Source organism: Corynebacterium anserum (assembly GCF_014262665.1).
Classification (GTDB): Bacteria; Actinomycetota; Actinomycetes; order Mycobacteriales; family Mycobacteriaceae; genus Corynebacterium; species Corynebacterium anserum.
This window is the reverse complement of the sequence record NZ_CP046883.1, coordinates 520,679-546,574: the sequence shown is the minus strand read 5'-3', so window position 1 is coordinate 546,574 and position 25,896 is coordinate 520,679. Positions and strand designations below refer to the sequence as shown.

Sequence of the window (25,896 nt, the reverse complement as noted above, 5' to 3'; positions counted from 1 at the left end):
GAACCCCACCCCCATCACCCCACTGGACTATGTACTCGGAAGGTTGATTCTCACCACAATCCCTCACCAAGCGCGGCTCATTCTCTCACCACAACCCCCAGAGAAGGACGGTGTACACAACATGACACGCACAACCGCAAGCCAAGCCCTAGACAACGATCCACTTCGTCACGATGTCGAAGCATCAGTGGACGCAGCGATCCGTAGAGCCGAGAAATGGCTCGAGGTCACAGAGACGTCGAAGTCCACGAAGCAATTAGCCACTATGGTTCACGACCCGAACGGTGTGGAATTCACCTTTGCCTTCGTTGACCGCGTCGCTCGACCAGAAGACAATACGGTGGCTGCCCGGGAATTTGCGAAAATCGCCAACCCATTCCATAAAAAAGTGGGCACCCCGAGCTTCATGAGTCTTCTGGACACCTTCCTCCTCACCGCCGGTTCCATCGCCGCCCCTCTTCTGCCATCCGTGGTCATGCCCATTGCCCGCTCCTATTTGCGCCGTACCGTAGGGCACCTTGTTCTCGACGCAGGCAGCCAAGCCCTCGACGACATGCTAGACAAGGCAAAAGAAGAGGGCTTCCGCCTGAACCTCAACCTCCTCGGCGAAGCAGTCCTGGGAGAGGCGGAAGCTCAACGACGCCTGGATGACATCATCAATCTACTTAAGAACCCACGAGTGGACTACGTCTCCGTCAAGGCATCCTCTGTCTGCAGCCAACTCAATCACTGGGATCTCGAGGGTTCCACTCAGCGCCTCAAAGACCGCCTACGCCCTCTCTACCGACAAGCCATGTCACGCTCCCCACATCCTTTCATCAACATGGACATGGAGGAGTACAAGGATCTGGAGCTCACTCTCAAGCTCTTCACCGAGCTACTCAGTGAAGAGGAGTTCCTTGAGCTTGAAGCCGGAATCGTTCTCCAGGCCTACCTACCAGACACGTTTGATGCCCTACAGCGTCTCGCACACTTTGCTGCTGAACGCCGCGGCCGCGGAGGCGCACGCATCAAGGTACGCCTGGTCAAAGGTGCAAATCTGTCCATGGAACGCGTCGATTCCGAGATACACGATTGGCCCCAAGCTCCCTATCTAACCAAGGCTGAGGTAGACGCCAACTACGTGCGTCTCCTGGATTGGATCCTCCGTCCCGAACACGCAGACAACCTCAGGGTGGGTGTAGCCAGCCACAATCTGTATCACGTTGGCTTGGCACACGAGTTGTCCGTCCTTCGCGGAGTCGAACAGCAGTTGGACATCGAGATGCTCCAGGGAATGGCACCTGCACAGGCCGCAGCCGTACGTGATGTAGTTGGCAACCTGATCCTCTACACGCCCGTCGTGAAGAAAGAAAACTTTGACGTCGCAGTCAGCTACCTCGTACGCCGACTCGAAGAAAACGGGGCACAACAGAACTTCCTCTACGCACTATTCTCCGAAGCCTCCACGGAATCGGACTCCCCCGGGCTCACCCCCATGCAGTCCCAAGAACAACGGTTCCGCCATTCCGTCCGGGACCGCTGGACAACGTTCGCGGGACGACGTCGCACCCAAAACAGATTAGAAGAAGAAGCCAGCAAGGCGGGGTGCCAGAGCGATTCCATCCCCGGCAACTTCGTCAACGAACCAGATACCGACCCGGTACTTCCTGCTAACCGTGCCTGGGCACAGAAGATTCTTTCCCCGGAATCCGATCCTGGCCCTGCGCACAGCCCACTCATCACCGACACCGCCACAATCGATACGGCCGTGGAGCGCTGCGCGGCAGCGGGCGAAACATGGTCGCACAAGTCTGGCACTGAGCGAGCCGAACTCCTCGACCGCGTAGCCGATGCCCTGGCAAACAATCGCTCCAAACTGATCGCCGCCGCCGTGTTCGAGGCCGGTAAAACCATCGCGGAAACTGACCCCGAAGTATCTGAAGCCATCGACTTTGCACGCTACTACGCAGAAAGCGCACGCCAGCTAGACCACGTACGTGGAAGCGTATTCACGCCGTACAAAACCGTGGTTGTCACCCCACCGTGGAACTTCCCTATCGCCATTCCTATCGGTGGTTGTCTTGCCGCACTGGCCGCAGGCGGAGCAGTCATTCTGAAACCCGCGCCACAAGTGCTGCGCATTGCCGAAGTCCTCATCCAATGCATGCGCGAAGCCGGTGTGAGCGAAGACCTTGTGCAGTTGCTCAACGCGGACGAGGCCGACGCGGGACAGCGACTCGTCAGCCACCCCGAGGTGGAATCAGTGATCCTCACCGGCGCCTCCGACACCGCCAAACTATTCCGGGGTTGGAGACCGAAGATGGTGATCAACGCGGAGACCTCCGGCAAAAACGCCATCATCGTCACCCCAGCGGCCGACCCGGACCTCGCTGTCGCAGATATTTTCAAATCTGCCTACGGCCATGCTGGTCAGAAGTGTTCTGCCGCATCCCTCATCATTACGGTGGGCTCCATCGGCAAATCTCAACGCTTCATCGGCCAACTCGTCGATGCCGTGAAGTCCATCAAGGTGGGACCGGGTACGGATATCTCCACGTGGATGAACGGAATCATTGAACAACCCGGCGAGAAGCTTCTCCGCGGACTGACCCAGCTGGACAAGGGAGAAACGTGGCTGGTGAAACCGGAAAAACTCAATGAGGAAGGGACCCTGTGGTCACCCGGTTTACGCGACAATGTTCAACCAGGAAGCTGGTTCCACACCCATGAGTGTTTCGGCCCCGTAGCAGGTATCATGCACGCCGATTCCTTGGAGCAAGCCATCGAATGGCAAAACTCCACCGGCTACGGCCTCACTGGCGGCATCCACACCATCGACGTAGAAGAGTCTGCATTCTGGCGTGAACGCGTCGAAGTGGGTAATGCCTACATTGAGCGTGGCATCACCGGGGCTATCGTACAACGTCAGTCTTTCGGCGGTTGGAAAAACTCTGCCATAGGCAATGGCGCGAAAGCCGGTGGGCCAAACTACGTCGCCCAGCAGGGACGCTGGACTGAAGGTGACATCAACGAGCTGCTGTCCAGTACTCTGCCGACCCACATCACTCAGCTACTCCGGGAGATCCGCGGTGTGAGTTCTCCCGCTTTATCCAAGGCTGACCATACGTGGCTACGCCGCGCCGCAGAGTCCGATGCTCACGCCATGTCCACCGAGTTCGGGATCGAACACGATAAGACCGCTCTGGTTGTGGAGTCGAATGTTTTCCGATATCGGCCATTGCTCGAGCCGCTCCGGGTCCGTGTTCATTACGACGCCACGCCGCGCAGCGTCCTGCGCCTGAGATTAGCCGCAGCAGCCTGTGGTACGGAATTAGACATCACTGCTGCACACGATGTGGCCGAATCTTTGGGAGAACTAGGGACCGCAATGCGCATAATCTCAGACGCGGACTTCGCCGAAGAGGTGTCTACTGCAGCTTCAGCCCGGATACGCAGCATAGGCAGTGCACCCGACGAGCTCTATGAGGCTGCAGTGATCTCTGGCAGCACTATTCTGGATCAAGATGTCCTCGCAGACGGGCACCGCGAACTACTTCCAATGCTGCTGGAACAGGCAATTTCCACCACCGAACACCGTTTTGGCTACATCCACGGCTTGACGCCGTAGGCACCCCCAGGGCAGTCCCTTAGGAGAACCCGGCGGTGGCCGTCCGTGACCCTAGCCTGTAGAGACGCTCCCGTCCGGGCAGTCCCTTGCTGAAACCCGGCAGTGCTGGAACCCGGCAGCGGCGGTTCCTGACCCTAGCCGGTAGGAGTACTCCCTCCCAGATAGCCTCTGATGGGTCCCGGATCTACTCTGCAGATTGTTGCTGCGCCATACGCCAACGAATGCCGGCTTCGAGAAAGCCATCCAAGTCACCATCGAGCACCTTAGATGGATCATTTACTTCGTAATTCGTGCGTAGGTCCTTCACCATCTGATACGGGTGCAACACATAAGAACGCATTTGGTTACCCCATGAATTTGAGCCGTCTCCCTTAAGCGCGTCCATTTCAGCACGTTCTTCCTGGCGCTTACGCTCCAGGAGCTTTGCCTGCAGCACACGCATAGCGGATGCTTTGTTCTGCAGCTGAGACTTCTCATTCTGGCACGTCACTACGATGCCCGTCGGCAAGTGCGTCAAGCGAATAGCAGAATCCGTGGTGTTGACCGACTGACCACCAGGCCCTGACGAGCGATAAGTGTCCACACGGACTTCGTTCTCGTCAATCTCAATGTGGTCAGTCTGCTCCACCACAGGCAACACCTCTACCTCTGCGAAGGAGGTCTGACGTCGCCCCTGGTTATCAAACGGTGAGATGCGAACCAACCGGTGCGTTCCCTGCTCCACAGACAAGGTGCCGTACAAATACTCCCCATGAATCACCACAGTCGCTGACTTAATTCCAGCTTCCTCAGCGTAGGAAATGTCATAAACATCCACCTTGTAGCCGGATTTCTCTGCCCAACGGGTGTACATGCGCAAAAGCATCTCAGCAAAATCCGCTGCATCCACGCCACCAGCGGCGGACCGGATATTCAGAACCGCCTCGCGCTGGTCATATTCACCAGAAAGCATGGTGGTGACCTCTAAAGATTCGATCTCCTTCCGCAACGCAGTCCGCTCATCATCTGCCATGCCTGCAGCAGCCTTGGCCTCCTCAGGAGAATCTGCGGCTTCTTCTTCTGCCATCTCGTACATCACCGGCAGATCCTCCAACCGCTGCCGTAAATCACGCAATTTCTTCAACTGAGCCTGCACACGAGAAAGCTCACTGGTCACTGTCTGGGCATGGTCTGGATCATCCCACAAAGAGGGGTCAGCAGCCTGAGCCTCCAACTCTCTTACTCGAGAAGAAAGTTCATCGAGGTCGAGCACCTTTTCAATGGTGGTGAGGGTGCCTTGAAGTTCCTTGAGATCCGCTGTGACTTCCGGTTGCATAATGCGCAAGTCTACCTTCCACGGTGCACAATAGAACCTATGGCTTCTGATTCTTCTGTTTCTCCTTCTTCTGCTGCTGCACAGTCTTCCGGCTCCGATGCGGCGACTGCGAACAACAGCACCATTCCCAACGAAATGATGAACGCCATCATCAAAACGTTCATCGTTGCTCACGTGGATGACACTGATGAGCACCTCGCCCAAGCTTTGGTCTACAACGCGGGCCGCCTTGCCTGGCGTATGCGGGAATCCGGCCTCACCACAGAGCAGAAGTCCAAAACAAATATCTCCGATGTGGTGACCGCTGCCGATCGCGCTGCGGAAAAATTCATTGCAGACGCACTGGCCACAATCCGGCCTGAAGACGGCGTGCTTGGTGAAGAAGGTACCCAACGCCCGTCCCAATCAGGCCGAACCTGGGTAATCGACCCAGTGGATGGCACCTACAATTTCTCCACGGGATCGGACTACTGGTGCAGCGCGCTAGCTCTGGTGAAGGGCTCTCCCAACGACCCAGCGGAGATTATCTTCGGGGCTCTGCACCGGCCAGCAATGGGGTACACGTGGTTCGGCGGGCCTGACATTCCCACGTCTCTAGACGGTAAGTCCGTGGGAACCATTGAAGCTAACGCGCCGGAAAAAACCTGCCTCGCTACTTATCTCCACCCCACCGATTTCCACCAACACGACTTGGGTCATGCCTGGGCGGGAGTGGTCAGTCGCTTTGCCACCGTTCGCATGCTGGGGAGTGCATCTGTTGACATGGCAGGTGTGGCTACCGGCCAACACGGCGCATGGATGCAACGTTCCGTAGCCGCATGGGATTGGTTGCCAGGCCGCGCTTTGGTTGAAGGGGCAGGTGGAGTCGCTATCACTATGGATGCTGCAGGATCCACATGGTCCATTGCTGGATCCGAGACGGCCGTTGAAGCTATCTGCGAATCTTTGCAACGCGGCTACTGATCGCCAATGGGATCACTGTAGCCTCATTAGGGTTCTACGTCGGTGGATGTGCCACGCCGGTGGGTCGACCTGCGGCGTGATGAATGTGGCGCGTCGGCGGGTTGGGCTGCGGCGCGTTCAGGGGCGGCATTGGCGGATCGGAATGATGGCGTTTGTGCATCGTCTGCGTCGAGCTATCTGCATTATTACGCCTATCTGCATCCCCCTCGACACAATATCCCCACAGCGTTACAGATGTGACCAAAGTGGCGCTAGTATCGTCTTTATGACGGATGTGACTTCCAATGCTTTCGCAGACGACCTATCACTGGCCTTAACTTTGGCAGACGCAGCAGATGCCATCACGATGTCTCGCTTCGAAGCTTCCGATCTCGAAGTTGAATCCAAGCCAGATCTCACACCAGTGAGCGATGCAGACACCGCAGTTGAGCGTGAAATTCGCGCCATTTTGGAAGCACACCGCCCTGAAGACGCACTACTCGGCGAAGAATTCGGCGGGGACGTGGCACTCACAGGCCGCCAATGGGTCATCGACCCGATCGACGGCACTAAAAACTTCGTGCGTGATGTGCCCGTGTGGGCAACACTGATCAGTTTGCTGGAAGACGGCAAGCCGGTCGTTGGCGTAGTCAGCGCACCTGCACTATCGCGACGCTGGTGGGCTGCGAAAGAGATGGGCGCATGGAGGAGTTTCGCCACTCCAGCAGTGCCTAACGTTGAGCAAGTCCCCTCCGCCGCCCCGCGTAAGCTCACCGTCTCAAAGGTTGCAAAAATCAGTGACAGTTCCGTCGCTATTAGCTCACTGTCGGGCTGGGCCGCATGCGGTTTGCGCGAGAACCTTATTGCCCTCACGGACGAGGCCTGGCGCCTGCGTGGCTATGGTGACTTTTGGTCTTACATGCTCGTCGCTGAGGGAGCGGTCGATGTTGCCGCCGAACCGGAGGTCAATCTGTGGGATCTTGCCGCGCTTGTCCCCATTGTGGAAGAAGCTGGCGGTCGCTTCACCGACTTGAAAGGTTCCGATGGACCCCACGGCGGTTCCGCTATCGCCACCAACGGTCTGTTACATGACCAAGTGCTGAGCCATCTCACGCCCCGTTAGAGTTAATCTGCCAGCTACTTGGCCAACTGATGGGCAAGAACTGCCACATCGGTAATCACGGTGCGCAGAGCGTCAACATACTCATCACCCGCAATGAAGGAGCCTTCACCGTCGAGAGCGGTGGCTAGGTTGATGTCCACGGTATTGCGCACATCCGCCATCTGGAAGTTCGACAGGATGCTTCGCCAGTGCTCCACAACACGCACACCTCCGGTGAAGCTGTACCCCACAAAGCCCACGGCTTTACCGGACCACTCGGCACCCAAGCTATCCACTGCGTTCTTGAACGGGGCAGGCACGGAGTGGTTGTATTCAGGGGTGATGAATAGGAAGGCATCGGCGGCGTCGATCACTTTCGACCACTTGGTAACGCGCTCGTCCTCGTACTTCTTTCCCAATGCCATCGATGGAACCGGCCCGTCGAATAGTGGCAGCTGAAACTCACCGAGCTCCACAACATCAAGCTCCACATTCTCCACGCCCACGATGTTGTCGGTAATCGCCGGTGCCTGTTCTTTAACCCACTGACCAATCTGCGGCCCCACAGCGTTCTGCCTGGTTGATCCTACAATTGCAACAATCTTCATAGTTTTCTTCTTTCTTGCCGTCTCTTTTTGTCTCTTGTCGTTTCTTGTCGATGCCACACCTGACTCTTGTTCAGGACAGCCATGCTGCGAACAGTTGCTACCCCTTGGGACTTCTCACATCATCTCTGCTGCGAACGGTTGCCGTCTTTGAGGCGTAGAGCCCATGTGGTCTGTGTTGCTCTTATATCGACGCCCACGCGCCGAGGAACACCACCCAACGCATTTTAGTGACACATCACCTACTTGTGTCAAGCAGACACCATTCGCCAAGCGGTTCATCAACCCCACTCCTCCACGCGACCAGTCTGGCAGCACAACCTGCGACCACAGACAATGCTCCTCTTCTTAACGGTCGCGCGGCACCCGCGCGAATCCACACGTCGCAACAAATGGCAATACATGCACCACAGCAAACAACTATCCAGGCAAAGCGATGTACACCGTCTCAAGATACTCATCGATCCCCTCAAAGCCGCCCTCGCGGCCAATACCGGATTGCTTCACACCACCGAAAGGGGCTGTTGCGTCTGATAACGCACCACGATTAACCGCAACCATGCCGGCCTCCATCTTCTCCGCAAATCTCAGCGTCTCAGCTAACTTCTCTCCACACACATACGCCGCTAAACCAAATGGAGTGTCATTAGCAATGCGCAAAGCCTCCTCCTCATCAGTGAACGTCTGAATAGCAACAACAGGACCGAAAATCTCTGTCCTCGCGATCTCAAACTCAGGCGTTACGCGACTGAGAACAGTTGGCGGATACCAAAAACCCCGCGGATCCAGTTCAGGATGAGTCTCACCCAACCTTGCCAACGCATCCGGACCACCAAGCTCCACCACTGCTCCATCATCCACAGCCCGCTCAACCAGCCCCTTGACCTTGTCACGCTCATTCGCACTAACCAAAGCTCCCATGGTCACCCCCTCTTGCACGCCAGGCCCCATGACAAACTCACTCATCTTCTTCACCACCCCCGTGGTGAACTCCTCAACCACGCTCTCATGCACCACATACCGGTTTCCCGCCACACACACCTGACCAGCGCCACGCATCTTCGCAGTCACCGCCTCGGTCACCGCTTTATCCACATCAGCATGCTCAAGTACTACAAATGGCGCATTCCCGCCGAGCTCCAAACTCGTACGAATAGTTTTTTCCATCGCTGTTGCAGCCAACATTTGCCCCACTTCAGTAGAACCAGTGAACGTGAGTTTGCGCAGGCGATCATCCCCCAACAGCACCGACACATTCTTCGCAGATCCCGTCGGCACAACCTGCACTACCCCATCGGGCACACCAGCCTTTTGCAACAACTCGCCTAAGTATAAGGCGGTAAGCGGCGTCATCTGCGCAGGTTTCACAATCACCGTGCAGCCCGCGGCAATAGCCGGCGCAACCTTACGAGCGATCATCGCCAACGGGAAATTCCACGGCGTGATCGCCAGCACCGGCCCCATAGGGCGATGATGAGTGACCACACGCCCCACACCCGACGGCGGAACCCGATAGTCTCCCCTCACAGCCATCGCCTGCTGAGAGAACCACCGAAAGTACTCCGCCCCATACGCCACCTCAGACCTAGAATCCGGCAAAGCCCGCCCCAACTCCAGTGACTGTAGCGCAGACAGCTCGTCAACATGCTCCATGACGAGCTCAAACGCCCGCCAGAGCACCTCAGAACGCTCCTTTGGACTGCTCTCTGCCCACTCTTCCTGAACAGAAACTGCCGTATCCAACGCACGGCGAGCATCATCCTCCGACGCACTAGCGACATCAACAATAGGAAGGGAGGTACTGGCGTCGATGACAGAAAAGGACTCCCCAGAGGAACCAGCAACAAATTCCCCACCCAGGAATAAACCCGTAGGGACACGGATTTCGCGCTCCCCGGCACGAACAATGGCATAAACATCACAATGCTTCATTCCCCTACTGTGCCACCACAACCCCAACGCGTGCAGAAACTTCCATCCACGGCCTCCCCACGACAACCAACAACCCCCGACCTGACCTAGACGTTTCCTAGACCACAACACAATAAAGCACACTGCCAAAACATCCCGGCCGACACATACCCGCATACTCAAGTAGCGTGGGAAACAGAAAACAAACCAAAAGTGCGCTGCCAACATGTGTCCAAAGGAGGCCACCTCACCGTGAACATCCCCGTCAACACCAACTCTGTGACGAACGCTCGCGACTGGTCCGAGCTGGAAAAACAAGCCCACAAGATGACACAGACCTCCCTGCGTCAACTCTTCGCCGAACAACCCGGCCGCGCAGGCGACATGACATTCGAACTAGGACCTCTGCACGTCGACCTTTCAAAGAACCTCATTGACGAACGCACGCTCCACACACTCGTGGATGTAGCGCGCGACATGGGGCTCGAAGAATACCGCTCAGCGATGTTCAACGGAGAAAAAATCAACACCACCGAAAAACGCGCAGTACTTCACACAGCGCTACGCATGCCAGTAGAACGCGACTTCGCCCTGGAAGACCAAGATGTCGCCGCAGACGTACACGCCGTCCTGGGTCGCCTACGCGACCTCGCCCGCGCACTTCGGTCCGGCGCCTGGCGCGGTGTCACCAACCACACAATCAAACACGTTGTGAATATCGGCATTGGTGGATCAGACCTCGGCCCAGCAATGGCAGCACAAGCTCTCCGCCCTTATCAAACCGCAGGCATCACCCCGCACTTCATCGCTAACATCGATCCCAACGATCTCGCAGGCACTCTCAATGGCCTCGACGCCGAATCCACCCTATTCGTCGTCGCATCGAAAACATTTACCACCTCAGAGACACTATCTAACGCCCACGCCGCAAAACGCTGGCTGCTCAGCGAACTCACACACGCCGGAGTCCCAGCAGAGACGGAAGAAGAAATCCGCGCGATCACCGAAAAACACTTTGTCGCTGTTTCCACCAACGAAGAGAAAGTGCGCGAATTCGGGATCGATCCGAAGAACATGTTCGGCTTCTGGGACTGGGTCGGCGGACGCTACTCCGTCGACTCAGCTATCGGACTCTCACTGATGGCCGCAATTGGACCGGCGGACTTCATGGAATTCCTCGAGGGCTTCTACGCCGTCGACGACCACTTCCGCACCGAACCACTGGAAATGAACGTGCCCGTCCTCATGGGCATGCTGGGTGTCTGGTACACAGACCTCCTGGGTTACGAAACCCACGCGGTCCTGCCTTATAACCAAGATATGGCTCGCTTCCCCGCTTACCTGCAGCAGCTAACCATGGAATCCAATGGCAAGTCAGTGCGCCTGGACGGCTCCCCCGTCGACCTTCCCACCGGAGAAATATACTGGGGAGAACCCGGCACCAACGGTCAGCACGCCTTCTTCCAGCTGATGCACCAGGGCACCCGCGTGGTCCCAGCAGACTTCATCGGTTTCGTGAACAGCCACGATGACAACATCGGTGCCGACGGCGAAACCAGCATGCATGACATGCTCATGAGCAATTTCTTCGCCCAGACCCGCGTGCTCGCATTCGGCAAAACCGCTGATGAATTGCGGGAAGAAGGCGTGGAGGAAGAACTGATCCCGCACAAAGTCATGCCAGGAAATCGCCCTTCCACCACGATCATGGCGGAGAAACTGCGCCCACGGGTTCTGGGCGCACTCATCGCTCTCTACGAGCACATCACTTTCGTCCAGGGCGTCATCTGGGGCATTAACAGCTTCGACCAATGGGGCGTTGAGCTAGGGAAGAAGCAGGCTAACGACTTGCTGCCTGCTGTGAAGGGCGAAGAACGTTCCGACGCCGGCGATTCCTCCACCGACTCTCTCATCGAATACTACCGCGACCTGCGCGAATAGGCTCTGCGGTGTTTCTGGCTCGTTAAGCGCTACCGCGACGCGCTGGTGGTGCTGTCTCTTAAGATGGCACAGCCAGGCATGAGCCGGAGTTTTCGAAGTCCCAGGCAACCAGGCATCAACGTATCTCAAGCCAAGGTTCGGTATTGCGCGCAACCAGGCATCAACGTATCCCAAGCCAAGGTTCGGTATTGCGCGCAACCAGGCATCAACGTATCCCAAGCCAAGGTTCGGTATTGCTGGCGATGATCTGTGGGTTTTCACCGCGTGGAGGACACGTCATTTGGCGAGTATCTCCCGAAAGTAAGTGAGACCGACAGCATCCCAGACACCGCTTTCCCAGCACATCGCAGCATGTCGAACACCAGCCCCTGCTCACTCTCTAGAATCCTCTGACTCACCAGAATCTTCCACCTCGCCAGTCCCTTGCTCCTCACTAACCCTTCCACCTCGCCGGCCCCCTGCTCCTCATCAACCACAGCAATCACTATGATCGCTGGACCCGGCATTCTTCTCGCACCTCTTCATTTCCCTATACCTGCTTGTTTCCAGACTCTCGACCCTATTCCATGCTCGCGTCACAATTGTCGACACGAACTTTCCCTCGCCTAGCAAAATCCCTGGTCATTCACACATGGAAATCCCCGACAATGGGTTCATGTCGACATTTGTTGCATTAATCCAAATGAAGTGCGACACAGGGATCCAGATAGGCCCTCACCTCAAGCTTCCAGACCCCCGCACACCACCAAAATGGCACATTCCTCTAAAAGAGGGTTTAAAGAATTTTCAGAAAACTATCGCCCCGCACATATGCCAGTCCTCCCCCACACAAAGCCCCGCCCCACGAAACAAATCCCAACCCCCACAACAAAACCCAAGCGTAGAGAAGCGATCCCCCTTGGACCCCGAGGGTAGAAGAGCAATCCTCCTGAGAACCCCAGCGTAGAGAAGCGATCCCCTTAGAGAGCTCATGAATACGAGCCATCACATTTCTTGGCAGTTCGGGCACCACCAAATAATGCGTTCGAGTTCACCTGCATCAAGATCAGGGTCGCCACCGGCGAAACGTCCTCCCAATGAAGACTGTTCTATTGTTTCACCACAGCGTCGACAGGCTTTCCCTGCGCGTCCAAACACAAAATTGCCCATTCCTGGGCGTTTATCCCCAGTGAAGGTGCGGTGTGGTTCTAGCCGATTTGCCCACATCAACCGCCGAGATAGATCTACGGCTTTTTCCACCCCTGCAGACCCTACAGTTCCCACGCCGACTGCTGGATGAAGCCCCAGAAGGAACATAATCTCTGCCCGGTACTCGTTGCCAATGCCCGCTACATTTTTCTGATCCAGCAGCGCCGCCCCCAGTGAGCGCTCTGGCCTGCGCATAATCCTACGTATAGCTTCCTCTCGGCCACTTCCTTCCCATCGTCCTCTCCCCATTTGTCCATCGGCTCCACATGCGGAACCTCCGGCAACTCCTAGTTCATCCCAGTCAGCTGCCAGGATATCGGGCCCTAAGTGTTGAATCACTCGCGCGTAGTCCGTGTGCTGGAATACACGCACGAATCCCAACGAGTGCCCTACGACCTCAATTTCCGGGCCGCCGTCATATTGAGGGGTGAGTCTCAATACGATCCGCGCTGTATATCCCGGACGACGCCATCTACTCCCCCTGGCATGGATTGACCACACGCCTTCCATTTTCAGGTGTGTATGCACGACCTGATCACCGATGTGCATAAATAGGTGTTTTCCATATGGCCAAACGCGCTCTACTTGCTGCCCATCGAATCTAATCGTGGCAAACCTTGGGACACGCACATCCGTGTAGGTCACAGTTCTCCCGGTCATCCACTGCAACCTATTAGACAATTGCAGTACTGAATCACCTTCTGGCATGACGCACCGCCTTCGCCTCGACGCCATACTCGTCCGCACTCAACCTAACCCCGTGCTGACCAAACTGGTGGGCTACACGCTGCGTCCTCATTTGATACTCAACCCCTTGGGCGTGAGTCTGGCTCCAGCTATGCTCCATGGCCTGGTATCTGTCTCCATCACTGACTGCCCGTTGATCTTCTCGAGCACCACTGGCGCAAGTCGCCCTGCTCTGACCGCCGCACTTAATGCCTCGGTCACTTCGCCGATTCGCCCCGACGCCACTACCGTTGTCCTCGTATGGCCATCAGAATCGTCGAAGTTTACTTCGCCGTCAGTTGGAAACACGGTAATACTGTGGGCACCGCGGGTGAGATGAGCTAACAACTCTCCGTCACGCACTATCACGAGGGCACCAGCACCACGATGTGGTGCCGTGGCGCCCTCCACACTCGCTGGCCACGGCAACGCGGAGCCGTAGGGGTTTGCCGGATCAACAGCCGCCAGAAGAATGGTGTCACGGTTCCCCCCTATCGAGGCAGGTAACCCTCCGCCAGCAGGCGCAGCAGGCCCTTTCCTACCGGTCACCGTTGAAGAAAGCCCACTACTGGAGTGCGTCGCGGAGGATCCCTCTTGCCCATCTTCCATGCGTCGGAGCTGGTTGATCACACCACGCGGCGCGAACTGTGCACCGCCTAGCCCCTCCACGACATAGCCACGCATCACCACCCCAGAGTCCTCCCACGCGCTCAGCGTGCGGTAAGCTTCCGCGAAACCTCCGCTAGTCTTCTCCGCCACGATGGATCCGCGCGTGACCACACCATAGCGATCCAGCCATGCTTCACTCCGAGCCACCGCGCGATCAGCCTCGTCAACACTGATAGTGGGGATGGCGGCCCACCGACCCGGTACTGAGGCATGTGCGTTTAATGCGGCTCTGCGGGCCCGCGCCTCCTCACTGCGCGCAGCGTGGGCGAAACTATTTCTTCCCAGGCGCAGCGTGCGGGTGCTTCCCCGTCCTCGTCCCCGCCGAGGCGCACGGTGGGCTTGTTTACCGGTAGTACCTGCGTCGACTAAGCGGCGACGCAAAGGTGCAAAAGAGTCGGGGGTGATGAGACCTGCGTCGAAGAGTTCCCACAGAGCCGTGTCTATTTCACGGTGATCAGCGTCGATAGCTCGTGCCAACTCGGCGGCAAGGAATGCGCCCCCGCCACTAAGATGCTGAACAATCTGCGTAGCAACTATGCCCAGCGCAGGAGCAGCGGAAGTAGTATCCAGCTCCGTAAACTTTTCAGGACTGTTGCCCAGCGCAGGAGCACTGGAAGCGATATCCTGCAGCGCAGGAGCAACGTCACTGGGCAGCAACATCAGGAGCGGATCACTACTGCTGGCCGTTCCTGCGCCTACAGCTATGATTTCGCCACTACTGAGTAACTCGTCGAGATCACTTGGACGGTAATCAGGAATACGCGCCGGAAGTACAAGCGTTTCCCATGCGCTGGCCGGCAACGGGATGCCAGCAAGCTGCTCAATGACGTTGACCAGGTCTTCGCGTTCAGAATCCCCAATGCCATGCCATGCCTGCAAGAAGCGTGCGTAGGTGCGTTTGCTCACGGGTTCCAGGGTTCCACGGGCGGCTGCAAGCGTGGCCGAACGCAAGCGACGCAGCATTCCCACATCGATATACTGCGTAACCTGGTCACGACCACTAGCCCCATTACCGGCAGCCCCACTGCCAGTACTCTCACGACCACCGCTAGTCCCACTATCGACAGACTCACCACTGGTAGCCTCACCATCAGCGCTCACAGCCCCCGCAACGAAAGTGCCAGAATCCAGTCGCCGTTGTTCCACCCATCGGCGTAACAAGCCATCGGCAGTCGCCACGCCCAGGCCAAATTCCTTTGCCGCGTCTGCGGCCGTAACAGGACCACGATGCCGCATCCACCGCAACAACAGTTGATCCAGCGCATCCTGCACGGGCTTCGGATCCGCCGCCGCGCCAGGAGGAACCGGAACTCCCAACGCATCGCGTAACAATGGCACGTCTTCCACGACCGCAAATTTTGTCGCCCCACCAAATTTCACGGTCACCACCCGCTGCGGGATCAAGGTACGCACGTCGCTGAGTGGATCCTGCTCATTCGCATTACTAACTCCCCCCAGCGGAGCCCCTGCAGGTGAAACCATGGCTGACAATGGGTTGCTGTCCCCTTCAATTCCGACGCCCCCCTTCTCCGCCCCGGGCATTTCCTGCCACTCAGCGTCCTTCTTTTGCTCGGGTGTTTCTCGTTGGTCGCTGTCCTTCCCCAGCTTGGACATTTCCCGCCGCTCGAGGATCTGTTCCTCCGTCAGAGGTCCGAGTTGTCGAAGCATGTCTACAACCTGCTCAGTTGTGACTGCTCGTCGGCCATCCGCAATCCATTGCGCAGCGTCCTCAACCTGGCGGACAATTTTCGGATCGAGGAGCAATCCCTCACCGGATTTTCCTAGTACTTTCGCCAACAGTGCTGGATCCACAGCTAGGGCAGCTGCGCGCTCGGCGGAATCGCCCTCATACATGAATGCACCGGTGTAAGAGAACAGAAGAGACTCGGCAAATGCACTGGGCGTTTCGGTAGTCACTTCGGCTACGCGGTGTGACTCAACACCATTGCGTATATGCAGGCCACGAACAATCCGCGCTAATGCATCCAAGTTGTAGACGTCGTGAAGACACTCACGCATGGTCTCTACCATCACAGGGAACTCGGGATGATTTCGCGCAACATCCAATAGTTGCGCGGCTCTTTGGCGCTGTTGCCAGAGAGGTTGTCTTTTGCCGGGGTGGCGTCGGGGAAGCAGCAAAGAACGTGCCGCACATTCGCGGAAACGGCCGGCGAACAGTGCGGAACTGCCCACATTATGCATCACATCAGCGATGATGTGATCCTCGTGATTGCCGGCTGCATCGATAGCAAACTCGGTTCCACGCTCAGTCTGCATACCTACAACTGATTCCGTTGCACGACCAGTCGGCATGCGTGTTTCAAAAACTACCCCATCGCTGCGTGGCGCATCGGCATCCTCATTTCCCAGCAACAAACTCAAACCGGGCGGTTCGTCGGAGTAAGGAAGACGCAATACCATGCCATCATCTCCCGCTACCGCCATCGCATCAATGCCGGTAGCACGCTGTAACTGAGCCGATAAGGCCATCGCCCACGGAGCGTTCACGCCACGACCAAACGGTGTATGAACAACCACCCTCCAATCGCCAATATCATCACGAAAACGTTCAATGAGGATGGTTTTTTCATCCGGGAGCACCCCGGCAGACTCTTTCTGCTCTGAGTAAAAAGAATCCATATTGCTGCGGGTGTTCTCGCAGATGAAAGGAGCCCTGCGTAGATCGAGCAAACCCCCATCGCCCCACGCTCGGCGTGACTTCCCTATGGCTCGTCCCAGCTCAATGGGGCGCCCTTCCGCATCGCCAGTCCAAAATGGCAAGCGCCCTGTGTGACCTGCCGCCGGAGACACGATCACCTGATCGCGCGTGATCTCCACGATGCGCCAGCTAGAGGCACCGAGTGTGAACACATCACCCACACGGGATTCATACACCATCTCCTCATCCAGCTCACCCACACGGCGGGCACCGGTTTCAGAACCAGCCGCGAGGAATACGCCGAACATTCCGCGATCCGGGATTGTGCCGCCATTCGTCACGGCCGTGCGTTGCGCCCCTGGACGAGCGCTGAGGGTGCCCCTCAACGGGTCGTACACCACACGGGGTTTCAGGTCAGCGAAATCTGTTGAGGGATAATGTCCGCTGATCAGCTCAATCACACCATCATAGGCATCACGCGGGAGGGCATTATAGGGGTATGCTCGGCGCACGCTACGCCACCACTGCTCTACGTTCAGGCTCCCCTGAGTAGAACCTGCGTGGGAGTCACCGCCGACGGCTGCCCCAGCGTGCATATCATTATCACCGCCGACGGCTGCCTCACCGTGCACATTACTATCACCACTATCACCGCCAACGGCATCATCGCCGGCAGGGTTCTCACGGACATCAGAACCACACCCCAGGCCGAGCCCAGCGGTGATCTCCGCCTGCACTGCCGCGGCAACTGTCTGCTGTGCCAGCACGTCCAGCGCATTAGTGACCACATTGAGTGGTTCCAGTTCGCCTTTGAGCATGCGGTCCACCACCACCGTGGCCACTTCCGCATCGCGTTTATGTAGTGGATACACGGTGGCATGGCTGACCGCCCCTACAGTATGCCCGGCGCGACCGCACCGCTGGACAGCGGCCGACACGCTCGGCGGAGCGCCCACTTGTATGACGTGATCAACGAGCCCCATATCGATGCCTAGTTCCAATGAACTTGTGGCGACCACAGCTTTGAGTCGCCCGGTTTTCAGCGCATCCTCAATGTCCGCGCGCTCGTCTTTTGACACCGAGCCGTGGTGTGCGCGCGCAATTACGGGCTCTGCTCCCGTGACCTGGGCTGACTGAGCCATAAGCTGAGCGGGGTCACGGCGTGTAGGAGTCGCCAGAGATTCTGGGTCGTGCTCCCGCGCCCATTCTTCGTTGAGGGCACCGGTGAGGCGTTCAGCGGTGCGTCGAGAATTGACGAATACCAGGGTGGATCGGTTCGCCATCACCTGTTCGTACACTGCACGTTGGATGTGGGGCCACACACTTTTTTGTTGCGGTAGCGCGGACTCCTTATCAACCCCCGACGCCACCCGTGCCCCCGATCCATTATCCGTATTCCCACCTACGCCTTCTCCCATGAGGGTGGGTCCGAGAAGCGCTTCATCTATTGGCGCCGATTCCCCGTCTTCGCTCGGCGCTGATCCCTTATCCATCAGCCCCGTTTCGTCCTCATCTCTCGGCGCGAACCCCTCCTCATTAACCGCTGCGGTGTCTTCGTAACATGCTGCGTCGATATCCTCCCGCGCAGGTGGATCCTGAAAGTCCTTGACCACAGAACGCACCTGTACATCCCACGATTTGGTGATAGCGGGGTTAACGATCTCCACGGGACGGTCTCCCCCAAGGAAACTAGCAACGGTGTCGATAGGGTTCACCGTTGCAGACAGGCCAATGCGTTGCACTGGTCTGCTCGTGAGCATTTCTAGGCGTTCCAAACTCAACGCCAAATGAGTACCGCGTTTAGTCCCAGCGACCACATGCACTTCATCCACGATGACTGTCTCAACCCCGGACAGCGTGCCTGCTGCTTTCGATGTCAGCATGAGATAGAGGGATTCTGGCGTCGTTATAAGAATCTCAGGTGGATTCCGCACCAACTTCGCGCGCTCGCTAGCCGGCGTATCGCCACTGCGCACCCCAACGCGGACGGGAGCGACAGTCTCTCCCATCACCGATGCTGTGCGGGCAATCCCAGCCAGTGGTGCGGCCAAGTTGCGATCCACATCCACACCTAGTGCCTTCAAAGGCGACACATAGACCACTTTCGTGTTGCCCGTTGCCGCCACCTGAGTGGTTTTCCCCGAATCTGTCTGTGGGAATTGGCAAGGAGTGTCTGTCAACAAGGGGCGACTGGTCAGCTCCGACAAAGACCACAGGAATGCGGCGAGTGTCTTACCGGAACCAGTAGGCGCCACCACCAGCGTGTTTTTTCCGGAGGAGATCGCCGCCCACGCTTGCAATTGCACCGCCGTTGGCTCAACGAAAACATCCCGAAACCACGCCGATACGGGGGCATGAAAGTTGCTCAGCGGATCAGTGGGCATGTGTCTATCTAAACAGACAGCTAAAGTTGAAACCATGACGGCTGATCTCAATGATGCAACGCTCGCTCTGCGCCTGGCACAAGGCACCGGCGAAATCCTCAAAGGCGTACGCAACGTGGGCTTACTGCGCGGCACTACCCTAGGCGACGCAGGTGACACGCTCGCTCAAGATTGGATCGAACGATGCTTACATTTGCACCGCCCGGATGACGGCATGCTCTCTGAAGAAGCTGCAGACACCCCGGAGCGTCTGAACAAAGACCGGGTGTGGATCATTGACCCGCTGGACGGCACCCGCGAGTTTGCTTCCGGCCGCCAGGATTGGGCAGTGCACATCGCTTTGGCAGAAAATGGCACCATCACCCAGTCCGCTGTCGGCATGCCGGACCTTGGGAAGGTGTTCCACACCAATGAAGTACGAGCTGTTGACGGCCCAAAGACGAACCGTCTAGTTGTCAGCCGTAACTCTCCTCCAGATATTGGGGAATTTCTTGCTCACGAACTGGGTATGGAACTCGTGACCATGGGTTCTTGTGGAGCCAAGACGGTCTCCGTGATTCTCGGCGACAATGATGCGTATGTTCATGCTGGCGGCCAATATGAGTGGGATAACGCAGCACCAGTTGGTGTGGCTCAGGCGTCCGGCTTGCATACCACCCGCCTGGATGGTTCACGCCCAACGTACAACAACAAGTCACCATACCTTCCTGACTTGCTGATATGCCGGCCTGATATTGCAGAACCCCTGCTCGCTGCGGCCGCCAAGTATAAGCAAGAACACGGCAGTTTCGGGGAATGACCCGTGCATAGAAGGCAACCCCACGCATAAAAGTAGTCGCCCGACCTACCCGAATTTTCTTGCCACCCCCTGTCACCTAGGCTAGGCGTGGACATAATCATGGAACGAGCCCAAGGAGGCGGAACTGGTGGCGCCGTGTAAAAAGAACAGTCAGCAACAGAGCAGCCAAGGGGCTGCGACCACCCCTCACCCTGCGCCCACCCGTAGCCCAGTGGCCGCTCCTGGTTCTGCGTTCTCCCATAGTTCAGCGAGCACCCCTGGTTCTATACCCACCCCATACGAAGACCTTCTTCGCGAAATTCTAGCAACCGGCATGCACAAGGATGACCGCACGGGAACCGGCACCACCAGCCTTTTTGCCCGTCAAATCCGTTACGACCTATCTGATTCTTTCCCCCTAATCACCACTAAATCCGTGCATATTAAGTCTGTCGTCGGTGAGCTTCTGTGGTTCCTGAGGGGCGATTCTAACGTAACGTGGCTGCAGGATAACGGCATCCGCATTTGGAATGAGTGGGCGGATGACAATGGTGACTTGGGCCCCGTCTATGGCGCTCAGTGGCGCAGCTGGCCCACTCCTGATGGCCAACATATCGACCAAATCGCCCTGGCTTTGGACATGCTGAAGAATAATCCAGATTCTCGACGCAACATCGTCTCCGCCTGGAACGTCAGCGAACTATCCAAGATGGCTTTACCTCCGTGCCATCTGCTCTTTCAGCTCTACGTCGCTGACGGCAAGCTAAGCTGCCAGCTTTATCAGCGTTCCGCGGATATGTTCTTGGGCGTCCCTTTCAACATCGCCAGCTATTCCTTGTTGACGCACATGTTTGCCCAGCAAGCAGGTCTAGATGTCGGCGAATTCATTTGGACTGGTGGCGACTGCCACATCTATGACAATCACATTGACCAGGTGAAGCTACAGCTATCCCGCCAACCGCGGCCTTACCCCCAACTTGAGCTCACAAAAGCTGCGGATATGTTCAGCTACGGCTTTGACGACATCAACTTCACAGGCTACGACCCACATCCAGTAATCAAGGGAAAGGTATCGGTTTAAATGGGCACGAGCAATAACAGCTCACGCGCGGATTACCCGGATCTTTACCACGCCACTTTGCGCCAGCTGATCGGCCACGATGTGGAAGTTGCCATGATTTGGGCTCAAACCACGGACCGGGTAATTGGTGATGGCACCGACATGCCGTGGTATCTCCCCGAGGATCTCGCACATTTCAAGAAATCCACGGAAGGCTACCCGGTGGTGATGGGACGTACGTCGTGGGAGGCTCTGGAAGAGCCCTACCAGCCTTTGCCAAAGCGTGAAAATTTTGTGGTGACCTCCGACGCAGACTATGACGCACCCGGAGGTCACGTGCACACCAACCTGCCTGAGGCGATTGCAGCTGCGGCCCGGTGGATGGATGAGAACCGATCGGAAGCGCTCAGCAACACCGTATGGATATTGGGTGGAGGCACTGTTTATCAGCAGTGCCTGCCGGTAGCGGATCGCATCGTGGTAACTGAGATTGAGATGACCGCGCCAGAGAGGTTCCGCGTGGTCGCTCCCGAAATTCCACAGGATCAGTTCGACTTCACCGCGACGGAATGGATGACCTCCCGCAAGGGTCACGCGGTGGACGATGCAGCTCCCCTGCGCTATCGCATATGCGTGTGGACAAGAAAGCCTCAGTCTAGTTAATATTCATTAACTTAATGAACATCACTGTCGCCTAGACAGTGATGTTCATTTTTTGTGGCGTAACCAGACAAACCCTGGGGTTTAGCCTGCTAAAGGCAACTCATCCTGCCACAGCGCAGATAGTCACCCTTGCAATCATCGGCCTCACCTCAAGCAACGCACATATTCACATAAGCTTTCATACAGTTAATGCACCCTCAAAAATCCGCGAGAAACACATCGCAATACCCCCTATGTTCCTGCTGCATTTTTTGCATAGATGCAGGTCGCTTACCGCAATAGACACCTCCACTCACCCCGCGAGAGTTAGTGTTCATACATTTTCTTTTGTGTAGCGAACTTCATCGCTGTAGGTTAAGTCGCAATCACAGTAGATCTGTGACAATTATCACTGGATGCGAGCACAGCTTCGCACCCGAGACGTTTTACAGAAAGGGAGAGACCGTTGAGCCAGCCGTCACCGTCTATGCAGCGGCATACCCCCACTCCTCAAGAATTCGTAGCAGCACAGCAATCCGCCGAATTCCAGGAACTCCGCTCTAAGCAGCGCGGATTCACCTTCCCACTCACCGTCGCCGGTATTGTGTGGTTCGTTATTTACATCCTCACCGCGATGTACACTCCAGATTTCTTCGGACATGCGGTGTTCGGCAACGTGAACATCGGCATTCTCTTCGGATTCGCCCAGTTCGTCACCACGTTCCTCATCACCTGGCTATACGTGAACTACTCCAACAAGAACTTGGAGCCGCGCGCCCGCGCGATCCGCGAGTCTCTCGAAGGCTCCCCGCACGCTGCTTCCCACAACCCCAACGCACAGGCATAAGGAGTACGAGTCATGAACCTCAATGTCCTGGCTGCTGAAGCTCCTTCCGCAGGCAATCCGATTCTCAACATCACGGTATTCATCGCATTCATCATTGTGACGATGACAATCGTGACCAAAGCGGCGAAGAAACCACAGAAGTCCGCAGGTGATTTCTACACCGGCGGTGCACAATTCTCCGGTACGCAAAATGGTCTCGCTATCGCCGGCGACTACCTCTCCGCCGCATCCTTCCTAGGTATTGTGGGCGCGATCGCCCTCACCGGCTACGACGGATTCCTCTACTCCATCGGCTTCTTCGTCGCATGGCTTCTAGCTCTGCTGCTGGTAGCCGAGCCTCTGCGCAACACGGGTAAATTCACCATGGCCGACGTGTTGTCGTTCCGTCTGCGGCAACGCCCCGTGCGCGTCGCTGCAGCTTTCTCCACCCTCGGTGTTTCCCTGTTCTATCTGATTGCCCAGATGGCTGGCGCTGGAGCGCTCGTATCCGTACTCCTCGATATTCATGGAAAGTTCGGCCAGGCAATCGTCGTGGTTATCGTGGGTATCGTGATGATCGCTTACGTCCTCATCGGCGGCATGAAGGGCACCACCATCGTGCAGATGATCAAGGCAGTACTCCTCTGCGGTGGCGTGATCATCATGACCATCATCATCTTCATCACCGTGAAGGGTAACTTCTCCGAACTGTTGCAGCAGGCCGTGAACTCCCACGGTGGCAATACCGCCATCCTGGAACCAGGGATGAAGTACGGCAAGAACGCAGTATCCCGTCTAGACTTCATCGCCCTTGGTCTCTCCCTCGCTCTCGGCGTGGCTGGTTTGCCTCACGTGCTGATGCGCTTCTACACCGTTCCTACTGCAAAGGAAGCACGCAAGTCCGTGACTTGGGCTATCGTCCTGATCGGCGGCTTCTACCTGCTCACCCTGTTCCTTGGCTACGCTGCGGCTGCTTGGGTCGGCCCTGACCGCATCAAGGCATCCCCAGGCGGTGCGAACTCAGCTGCGCCTCTGCTCGCCCTGGAGCTAGCAGGTCCCATCTTCATGGCTCTGATTTCCGCCGTGGCATTCGCTACCGTTCTTGCCGTGGTGGCTGGTCTGACAATTACCGCTTCCGCTTCCGTAGCTCACGACCTCTACCACTCCGTGATTCGCAACGGTGAATCCACTGAGGAAGAACAGGTTCGTGTATCGCGCATGACTGTGGTTGCCATCGGCGTTGTAGCGATCGTCCTGGGCGTGCTGGCAATGGAACAAAACGTTGCATTCCTAGTATCTCTGGCCTTCTGTATCGCTGCGTCGGCAAACGTTCCTACCATCTTGTTCTCCCTGTACTGGAAGAAGTTCAACACCACCGGCGCCGTTGCTTCGCTCACCGTGGGCCTGGTTTCCGCACTGGTTCTGATCTTCTTCTCACCTGCAGTATCCGGCTCCGAGACTGCGATGATCCCGGGAGCAGACTTCGCCTGGTTCCCAATGACAAACCCAGGTCTGGTTTCCATCCCACTGGGCTTCCTCGCTGGCATCATCGGTACCTTCATCGGTAAGCCAGACAACCTCAACGAGCTACAGGCCGAAATGGAGGTTCGCTCCCTCACCGGTGTCGGTGTTGAAGCTCCCGTCGACCACTAAACCAAGCACTAGCTCAACGGGATCAACGCCCCTATTCACACGACATGCGAATTCCCTCGGGAGGATCGCATTCCAGTGATAGCGTTCAGCAGGTTCGCTCCGATGCCGGAGCGAACCTGCTTTTCTTTTGCACCAAGAACGTCAGCAGCAACACATCCCCTTTACCGGTTTCAATCACTGAGTGACTACCTAGTAGTATCTTGTGAGTGCGACCGCATGGGCTTACGTGTTTCATGCTCAGTCGCTTGTTGCCCCAGTAGCTCAGTGGATAGAGCACGGCTCTCCTAAAGCCGGTGTCGGAGGTTCGATTCCTCTCTGGGGCGCTTTTTTGTTTCCTCGCTCTACCTGGCATTTTGCCTGGTGGTGCGGGGTTTTTCGTGCAGTACCCCCACTTTCTATCCCTATTGTGAGACGAGCCGACCAGTCGGGTCTTCTCGGTCGTATCTCGAAGTCAGCCATTTACCGACTGTCCAACCTAGCACGAGGAGCCTACAGAGGCGCTTCTTTGGACGCCGTAGCGCTCTAGCCTAGGATTTTCTTCTGATAAGCGCACTTTAAGCACCTTGCTTTTCCGTCGCAAGCAGCTTTGCCGCTTGGGCTTCCCAGAGTATCCAAGGCATTGTCGTTGACACGGCCTCAGAAGGTTAGTTTGACACGCAGAGTGCTGTATTTCGTGCCACCAACCGCCATCAGTGTCGACGAGGCACCCGCGAACCCTCGGGCAATCGTCGTAGCAACCGTCTGCATGTAAAACCGCCCCTCGTCAGAAAGCCCATACTTTTCCTTCATGTTGATCAGCAGATGCTTGTGAGTCATCCGAACAATCCGCTCACCCTGCTTAAACTCCACCAAACCGCGCTGTTCAAGCCACGAATCGACATCAAAATAGTTCTTATCCCGGTCCGCATCAGTGATGTCAATACGAACGTTGGCATTCCATGCCGCCTGTACCATCTCCGTTCCCGACCACTTCGTGGCCCGATGCAGCATCAGATCCTCAACCTTGGCATGCAGTTCGCCTCCGGGGCACACTGGGGGGGATTGAAATCGAATGCATCCGAGATTTCGCTGAGATGCTCGGGTGGCTCCGCCGGCTGTTGCTTCCACCCGAAAAACGACGGTGCAGGCAGATCCCCCTCCTAAAGCTGCGCGACAGCATCGGCGTACGCCTCCCGATCCAGCGAAGGTGACCTATCTAGTCTGGACTGTAGAGCCTCGCGAAAGGATCGATGGTGCTATCAATTTGTGGTTGATACTCGACACACTTGGATACTTCCATGTAAGCTTTCTGACCAAAAATGCACCGAATCAGCGCGGCGGTCATATCCATGCCGGCTGCAACACCGGCTGATGACCATCGGTTACCGTCTTCTACCCATCGGGCTTGATGCTCCCAGGTAATATCGTTTCCCAGTGAGGAAACCCACTTAAAGGCGAGCTTATTACTAGTAGCTCGACGCCCCTCTAGAAGACCTGCCGCCGCCAAGACTGCTGATCCAGTGCAGACCGATGCCACTATCTGACATTGTTCTCCAATATCCGATAGCCAAGACAGGAACGAACTGTCTCCGACCAGCTTCCTAACACCGATACCGCCCGGAACCAGAATAATGTCAGGATCTTCAAGATCATGACACCCTAATTCTGCAATGACCTCAACGCCTTGGGCGCTCCGAACAGAACCAGCTCGCTCGGCCACAAGATCAATTCTTACGTCCGGAATCTTACTGAAGAGCTCTATGGGGCCGAATACATCAAGAACTTCGAATCCCTCAAAAATTATGATCGCAACGCGCCGCTTGAGTGGTAACTCTCCCATATCCACATGGTAGGCATCATGGTTGACTATTGACACATCTCAAGGGTCAGCGCGATCCCCCAATTA

General features: G+C 56.7%; 16 protein-coding genes and 1 tRNA gene. 10 read left to right on the top strand and 7 right to left on the bottom strand.

What is annotated here, in order from left to right:
- Positions 1 to 121: 121 nt before the first annotated feature.
- A complete protein-coding gene (locus tag GP473_RS02180) occupies positions 122 to 3,610 on the top strand; it encodes a proline dehydrogenase family protein (RefSeq protein WP_186277054.1) in 3,489 nt (1,162 codons plus the stop codon).
- A 184-nt stretch (positions 3,611 to 3,794) separates the two neighbouring features.
- Here the strand turns inward: GP473_RS02180 and prfB are convergent, their stop codons facing one another.
- On the bottom strand, positions 3,795 to 4,925 hold the full coding sequence (prfB, locus tag GP473_RS02175) for a peptide chain release factor 2 (protein ID WP_185769200.1): 1,131 nt from the start codon (positions 4,923 to 4,925) through the stop codon (positions 3,795 to 3,797).
- 135 nt (positions 4,926 to 5,060) lie between these two features.
- Between prfB and GP473_RS02170 the strand changes: the two genes are divergently transcribed.
- Positions 5,061 to 5,888 carry an inositol monophosphatase family protein gene (locus tag GP473_RS02170; RefSeq protein ID WP_186277243.1) on the top strand — a complete coding sequence of 276 codons (828 nt, stop codon included), beginning with the start codon at positions 5,061 to 5,063 and terminating at the stop codon, positions 5,886 to 5,888.
- A gap of 265 nt (positions 5,889 to 6,153) precedes the next feature.
- Positions 6,154 to 6,990 carry a histidinol-phosphatase gene (gene hisN, locus GP473_RS02165; protein WP_186277053.1) on the top strand — a complete coding sequence of 279 codons (837 nt, stop codon included), beginning with the start codon at positions 6,154 to 6,156 and terminating at the stop codon, positions 6,988 to 6,990.
- A 14-nt stretch (positions 6,991 to 7,004) separates the two neighbouring features.
- On the opposite strand, the gene GP473_RS02160 is transcribed toward hisN, so the two are convergent.
- Positions 7,005 to 7,577, bottom strand: a complete 573-nt coding sequence (locus tag GP473_RS02160; protein WP_185769198.1) for an NADPH-dependent FMN reductase — start codon at positions 7,575 to 7,577, stop codon at positions 7,005 to 7,007.
- A 417-nt stretch (positions 7,578 to 7,994) separates the two neighbouring features.
- A complete protein-coding gene (locus GP473_RS02155; RefSeq protein ID WP_185769197.1) occupies positions 7,995 to 9,506 on the bottom strand; it encodes an NAD-dependent succinate-semialdehyde dehydrogenase in 1,512 nt (503 codons plus the stop codon).
- Between the two features lie 258 nt (positions 9,507 to 9,764).
- Here GP473_RS02155 and pgi point away from each other — a divergent pair, with 258 nt between their 5' ends.
- Positions 9,765 to 11,426, top strand: a complete 1,662-nt coding sequence (gene pgi / locus GP473_RS02150) for a glucose-6-phosphate isomerase (RefSeq protein WP_186277242.1) — start codon at positions 9,765 to 9,767, stop codon at positions 11,424 to 11,426.
- A gap of 984 nt (positions 11,427 to 12,410) precedes the next feature.
- Here the strand turns inward: pgi and GP473_RS02145 are convergent.
- Positions 12,411 to 13,322, bottom strand: coding sequence for a DNA-formamidopyrimidine glycosylase family protein (locus GP473_RS02145; protein WP_186277052.1), 912 nt, complete (start codon positions 13,320 to 13,322; stop codon positions 12,411 to 12,413).
- Positions 13,323 to 13,409: 87 nt separating this feature from the next.
- Entirely contained in the window at positions 13,410 to 19,052 is a 5,643-nt protein-coding gene (locus GP473_RS09430) for an Lhr family ATP-dependent helicase (protein WP_246394860.1), read from the bottom strand.
- A 34-nt stretch (positions 19,053 to 19,086) separates the two neighbouring features.
- Here GP473_RS09430 and GP473_RS02130 point away from each other — a divergent pair, with 34 nt between their 5' ends.
- The 6 genes from GP473_RS02130 to GP473_RS02105 all read left to right on the top strand — a co-directional run bounded on the left by GP473_RS02130 (position 19,087) and on the right by GP473_RS02105 (position 24,334).
- Positions 19,087 to 19,851, top strand: a complete 765-nt coding sequence (locus tag GP473_RS02130; RefSeq protein ID WP_185769195.1) for a 3'(2'),5'-bisphosphate nucleotidase CysQ — start codon at positions 19,087 to 19,089, stop codon at positions 19,849 to 19,851.
- A gap of 211 nt (positions 19,852 to 20,062) precedes the next feature.
- Entirely contained in the window at positions 20,063 to 20,911 is an 849-nt protein-coding gene (locus tag GP473_RS02125) for a thymidylate synthase (RefSeq protein WP_186277241.1), read from the top strand.
- The gene (locus tag GP473_RS02120; protein WP_185769194.1) at positions 20,912 to 21,553 is read left to right on the top strand and encodes a dihydrofolate reductase; all 642 of its coding nucleotides are present in this window, start codon (positions 20,912 to 20,914) and stop codon (positions 21,551 to 21,553) included. It abuts the gene before it with no gap.
- A gap of 445 nt (positions 21,554 to 21,998) precedes the next feature.
- Positions 21,999 to 22,379, top strand: a complete 381-nt coding sequence (locus GP473_RS02115) for a DUF485 domain-containing protein (RefSeq protein ID WP_390625289.1) — start codon at positions 21,999 to 22,001, stop codon at positions 22,377 to 22,379.
- Positions 22,380 to 22,391: 12 nt separating this feature from the next.
- Positions 22,392 to 24,011, top strand: coding sequence for a solute symporter family protein (locus tag GP473_RS02110; protein ID WP_185769193.1), 1,620 nt, complete (start codon positions 22,392 to 22,394; stop codon positions 24,009 to 24,011).
- Positions 24,012 to 24,261: 250 nt separating this feature from the next.
- Positions 24,262 to 24,334, top strand: a tRNA-Arg gene (locus GP473_RS02105).
- Between the two features lie 313 nt (positions 24,335 to 24,647).
- Here the strand turns inward: GP473_RS02105 and GP473_RS02100 are convergent.
- The gene (locus tag GP473_RS02100) at positions 24,648 to 24,965 is read right to left on the bottom strand and encodes a hypothetical protein (RefSeq protein ID WP_222104961.1); all 318 of its coding nucleotides are present in this window, start codon (positions 24,963 to 24,965) and stop codon (positions 24,648 to 24,650) included.
- A gap of 241 nt (positions 24,966 to 25,206) precedes the next feature.
- Positions 25,207 to 25,830, bottom strand: a complete 624-nt coding sequence (locus tag GP473_RS02095; RefSeq protein WP_186277051.1) for a DJ-1/PfpI family protein — start codon at positions 25,828 to 25,830, stop codon at positions 25,207 to 25,209.
- Positions 25,831 to 25,896: the final 66 nt, after the last annotated feature.